This is a genomic window from Microcoleus sp. LAD1_D5 (genome assembly GCF_036702115.1).
Classification (GTDB): domain Bacteria; phylum Cyanobacteriota; class Cyanobacteriia; order Cyanobacteriales; family Microcoleaceae; genus Microcoleus.
This window is the reverse complement of the sequence record NZ_JAUBSA010000040.1, coordinates 47,682-53,752: the sequence shown is the minus strand read 5'-3', so window position 1 is coordinate 53,752 and position 6,071 is coordinate 47,682. Positions and strand designations below refer to the sequence as shown.

Annotated in this window: 1 protein-coding gene; it reads right to left on the bottom strand. The window is 43.0% G+C overall.

Annotation, left to right across the window (positions count from 1 at the left end; all coding sequences use genetic code 11):
* Positions 1–480 precede the first annotated feature (480 nt).
* The gene (locus tag QUA70_RS17445; RefSeq protein WP_333326918.1) at positions 481–5,940 is read right to left on the bottom strand and encodes an AAA family ATPase; all 5,460 of its coding nucleotides are present in this window, start codon (positions 5,938–5,940) and stop codon (positions 481–483) included.
* Positions 5,941–6,071: the final 131 nt, after the last annotated feature.

Genomic DNA, 6,071 nt, shown 5'->3' with positions numbered 1-6,071 from the left:
GTTGACGTTTTACTAGCTACTGCGCTTGATTTGGTTAATATTAAGCACTTTAAAAATTGGTTTAGAAGCTGCTGCTAGTGTAGTTCATTAACCTGGAATCCGCTGTAGCGATCGCCCTATCCAACATTAGTTAATTAAAAGAGAGTTTTCAGCTATAAAATTCAACTCCACAATCTTAGTAGCATGATAGCCGTTTTCATGTCGGTAAGGTAGATGCTGAGAATCTCAAGGGAACTCTTAACTCGACACCGGGAACAAAAACAGGGAAGAGTGCTTGTAAAGCAGGGGGTTGCAAACTGCTGTCTCAATCACGAATAAGATGCGGGCGGAGGATGGAGGAATTAGCCTACATTCTGTGTTTTCCTACTCCGTAGTTCCTAGGAAGAAAGATACCCTGTTGCTCGTTCTCTGTTTCTTATAATAACTGATATCGTAGTTTCGAGGCGGCGCTAATTGCCCTAAAGACCTACTACCAACTGCTCATACCGCAATAGAAATCACAAACTCCGAACCCTGACCGAGGGAAGAATTCACCACTAATGTACCTCCATGTTTTTCCACAACAATTTGGTGGGCTATAGACAATCCTAATCCAGTTCCTTGACCCACAGACTTGGTGGTGAATAAGTGGTTAAAGATGTTTTCCTTGACTTCGTTAGACATCCCCACTCCATTATCCTTAATGCGAATCAAAACCTGATTGTTGTCTTCGCTCAGAGCAGTTTGAACCGTGATTTGATTAGGTCGGGCTTTAATTTCCTGAAAACTGCGCCCCTTATTTGACTCCTCCAGAGCGTCGATCGCATTAGCCAGCACATTCATAAACACCTGGTTTAACTGTCCGGGAAAGCATTTCACTAGGGGCAATTTACCATAGTCTTTCACAACTTCAATGGCAGGGCGGAACTCGCTGGCTTTTAAACGGTGCTTGAGAATTAGCAGGGTGCTTTCGAGCCCGTCGTGAATATTGAAAGAAACTGGTCGATCGCTATCTGCCCTCGAAAACGTTCTCAAACTCGTACTGATATTGCGAATGCGATCGACTCCCTCGTTCATTGAGCTAATCAATTTCGGCAAATCTTCTCGCAAATACTCCAAGTCTATATCCTCAATTTTTTCTTCAATTTTAGATCCTGGCTTGGGAAAACTATCTTGATATAGATCGATTAGCTCGAACAAATTTTGTAGATATTCTTGAGCTGGTTGCAAATTGCTGGCGATAAAGCCTACGGGATTGTTAATTTCGTGGGCTACCCCTGCGACTAAGTTTCCGAGAGCAGACATCTTCTCACCCTGCACCAATTGCAGTTGCATCTGTTTGAGATCGTGAAGATAAAGCTCTAGTTTTTGGGCATATTCCTGAGATTGTTGATACAGTCGGGCGTTCTGTAAGGAAATGGCAGCTTGCGAGCACAGGATGTTGAGGATGGCCACGCGATCGCGTGTAAACGCCCCCGTTGTGAGATTATTTTCTAGATATAAAATGCCTATTAATTTACCTTGATGCAAAATTGGGTTACACAAAATACTCTTGGGTTGCTGATTAATGATATATGGATCGTTAGCTAAAGTCGGCTCGGCACTCAAATCAATTAGCACAGTAGTCTGCTGGTTATGCTTGACTTTGTAGATTAGTTTTAAGGGAATATCCTGACTGTTTTCAATGGGAAGGTGTTGCAACACGACTGGCTCTGTCCCCAGAGTAATCGATCCTTTAATTAACAGTCGATCGTCTTGCAAGAGCATTAACACGCACTTATCGGCTCCTGCATTTTCGATGGCGATCGAAAGCAACGATGTCAGTAGTTTTTTGAGGTCGATTTCACGAGATATAGCTTGGGAAGCTTTGAAAATAGTAGCTAAATCTAAAGCCACAGAAACACTACTACTGGATGTGGGGGAACTGGTGGAGGTGACACTACCCAATGTCAAGAGAGTTTCGTGAGCCGAGAGAGGAGAACGGGTTTGCTCTAATATAGGTGTTAGTAGTTGAGGATAGCGAGCTTCTAAGTCAGCGACTTTGGCTTTTGCACCCCAACGAGCGTAGGCATAGTAGGCTTGGATCATGTATTCCCCAGCTATGCGCTCTTTGCCCCAATCTAGGTAGAACTTTGCTGCCAGTTCGTTAGCAAGTGCTTCTTCTTGGATATATTCGTTGGCTTTGGCTCCAGAAATTGCCTGATCGTAAAACTCAATTGCTTGGGCTTTTTGTCCGAACACTCTACTTTTTTCTGCCTCTATCAAATCAACCTTATGTTGATAATTCATGGGTGCATAATACGCCCATTGCTGTAACTTGGTTTGGTTTTCTATTACACCCTGCAATGCTTCTGATGCTTCATCTAACTGTGGATTTAATTGTGCCAAAGTTAGCAGAGAATCATAAAGATAAAATACTGGTTCGCTGACTAATCCCGCACCAGCCATAAAATAGCGCCTGACCTCAATAACATGATTTTTGGCTGGCTCCATTTCTCCAAACAAGAAACAAAGCACCAGTTTATACAAATATAAAATATACAATCCATATCCATCATTGGCAGACTGTAGCTGCTGGATGAATTCTGTTTCTTCAAGGGCTTTCCCAGACAAAAGGGTGGTATGTTCTGCAAGACCTAGCAAATTTAAAACAGGTTGCCAATAAATCCGGCAATAATTTGCGGTTGTCAATTGATTTAATTGCATCAAACTATGGCAGTAGGCGCAAATATCCTGCTCTAAGGTAGCCAGGGATTGACCACACCAAAAAGAATTGAGACAAAAACCGTGCCCATTGTACCCAGCAAGTACCAAGTTCCCAAATTCTATGGCAGTGGTGTAACCTTCTTGCAACAGGGGTAGTGTTTCTTGAATGTGAGAGTTGCGGTGTACAACAAATAACCCCAAGAGCATCAAAATATCTGTTTTACTTGCTTTGGCATCGAGTTTTGAAATAATCTGGAGGGCCAGGGAACCAAACTGTGTTCCTGTATCCACGACTTGGAAGAAATTGCAGAGAATATTGCCATAGTTCGCATAGCTGTAAGCAGAAATCGATGTGTTACCGTACTGAATGGAAAGTTTAACTGAGAAAGTATTCAGCAATGGGAACAGCGCAGAGCCAGTGAGGTAAGCTGCTGGGCTGATGATATTGGCAATCTTAATAGTACCGAGTTTTTCCACATCCCTCATCTCAGGCAAGTTAACCAAATCGGCAATTTCCCTATTTCCAATAAGTTCCTCAATCTCTTGGATTTCCCGTTGAAGATCTGATGGTGTTGGTGTTTCTGGAAAGGTGAGGCCAAGCTGTTGTAAAACTGATTGGGCGATCGCGATCGCTGATGTCAGTTTACTTTGGGAAATATGAGATTGAATTCTAATACAGTAAACATTGACTTTTTCAGGTAAGGAGCGTGCCTGTTGAATGACAATATCAATGAACTGTTCCATCGCCTCAAAGTTACCGTTTAGCATTGCCACTTCCGCACCTAATTCATATAAAGCGAGAGTCATTTCATACTGCTGCTGCCAAGTATTTTTTTCCAACAAAGACAATCCTACTGTCACATATTCACGCGCTGCTTGATAGGCGGTTGAAGTTTTGGCTTTGCGACAGGCACTTAAATTGAGTTGGGCTAATTCTTCTCGTTCTGTTGGTTGGGTAATTAAAACAGTTCCGTAATTTAATTGATTGACGATTTCAAAAATCCGGTCTTCTCTTGCTTGTGCGGAAATCTGTTGCAGCAGCAGTTGTCCGATTTTGTAATGAGTCGCCTGTTTCTGGTCTTCAGGAATCAGAGAATAGGCTGCTTGTTGGACGCGATCGTGTAAAAACTTATATTTGGGTACTTGGTCGTGGGTAATTGATAATTGGTCAAATTCCTGACCATTCCCGATTACAGATTTGCTATTCCCCTCTGCTTGATAAAACTTGTAAACCTCGCTAACAGGTAAAATTAGTCCTTCTTGCAGCGCCTTCCATAAAGCAGATGCGGTTTCTACTAGCGAATTCTCATCAACAATTGCTAAGGTCGCCAAATCGAACTGATTGCCAATACAAGCAGCTAACTTTAAGACTTTTTGTGTTGGAAGCGGCAACTTTTGCAACTGAAGTGCCATGAATTCTACTACATCATCCGTTAGTGCCAAGGTTCGCACTCGGGCAATATCGCACTGCCAATACCGAGCTTCACAATTAAATACAATCAGTCTCTCTTCATGCAAAGATTTGAGGAATTGTGTGCTGAAAAATGGATTGCCTTGGGTTTTCTGATAAACGAGTTCTGTCAAAGGCCGAGCCAACGCTGTAGAACAAGCTAGAGTATCGGCAACTAAACTATTTACGTCTGCTTGAGCGAGCGGAGTTAAGGTAAGAGTATTCACCTTTGCTTCAGTTTTTTGAATCTCTGCTAACGTCAGCATGAATGGATGCGCTGGAAATACTTCGTTATCCCGATAAGCTCCAATTAAGAGGAGATAGCGGTTATCAGTAGCAGTCATCAGCAGTTGAATTAATTTTAAAGAGGCTGAGTCTGCCCATTGCAAATCATCCAAGAAAATTACTAAAGGGTGTTCTTTTGTTGTAAAGACTTGAATAAAATTTTCAAACAACAAATTGAAGCGATTTTGACCGGCACTGCCCGAAAGTTCTGGGACTGGCGGTTGTTCTCCAATAATTTTTTGTAGTTCGGGAATGACTTCAACTATCACTTGAGCGCTATCGCCTAAAGCTGTCAAAATTTCTGATTTCCATTGTTCAATTTTAGCATCTGTTTCCGACAGCAATTGTCCCATTAAATCGCGAAAAGCTTGGACAAATGCTGAAAAGGGAAGGGTGCGTTGAAATTGGTCAAATTTGCCTTTAATAAAGTAGCCTCGCTGCCGGACAATGGGTTTGTGAACTTCGTTGACAACAGCGGTTTTGCCAATGCCGGAGAAACCGGCAACGAGCATCATTTCGGTGCTTCCGGCACTCACCCGCTCGAAGGCAGATAGCAGGGAGAATACTTCGCTTTCTCTACCGTATAATTTTTCGGGGGTAGTAAAGCGATCGCACAAATCTCGCTCCCCTATGGTAAAGTTACTCAGCGCCCCTGTCTTTTGCCACTCGGATAAACAAGTTTCCAAATCGTACTTGAGTCCTAGGGCGCTTTGATAGCGAGCTTCAGCATTCTTAGCCATCAGTTTGCTGACAATCTCCGACAGCACCAATGGAACGCTCTGGTTGAGAATTGAGACTGGGATAGGTTGTTTGGCAAGGTGGCAGTGTACCAAATCCATTGGGTCATCCGTTTGGAAGGGTAACTTTCCTGTTAGTAATTCGTAGAATGTGACTCCCAGCGAGTAGAAATCTGTGCGGTAATCAATGCCTCGGTTCATTCGCCCAGTTTGTTCGGGAGATATGTAAGGTAAGGTGCCTTCAAGGACGTTGGGATTTTGAATTTCTTGGGTTTCGCGGGGTAGCAGGGAAGCGATGCTGAAGTCAATCAGCTTGACTTCTTTGCTGCTGGGGTTAATCAGAATGTTGGCGGGTTTGAGGTCTTTATGGATGACGTGGTGGCGATAAAGTCCGTTGAGTGAGTTGGCAATTTGAATTGCAATGGGAAGAAACTCGTTAACGGGCAATCCTTCTAGGGGTTTGTTGCTAGCGGATGTTAGACTAGCGAGGTAGGTACTTAAGGAAATTCCGCCAAAGTCTTCCATCACCAGAGCATAGTGGTTATGGTAAGTTTCCAGGCTGTATGCCTTGACACTGCCGGGGATCTCTAAGTTTTTAGCAATGATGTACTGGTTGCGGAAGTGAACCAGTTCGTTGAAGCGGGGAAAGTTATTTCGCAGCACTTTAATCACGACGGGCTGCCCATTTGAAGTGCGAAAGCCGCGATAAACTAGAGTGCGATTGCCTGTGTATATTTGCTCGTTAATGTGATAGCCTAGAAAAAGATTGGTGATGTCAGCCATATCTAAGTATTCCTACTGCTTTTGTCAAGCCTGAAGCTTTTTAGAGTTACTATCTACTATTTTCGCTCGCTCTGCTTTAGTATTCAGTGAATTACATTTTTCTTAATATACTTTGTCGCTCAACTTATGAA

Coding starts and splice junctions, on each gene's coding strand:
- QUA70_RS17445 (WP_333326918.1), bottom strand. CDS start 5,940: ATGGCTGACATCACCAATCTTTTTCTAGGCTATCACATTAACGAGCAA.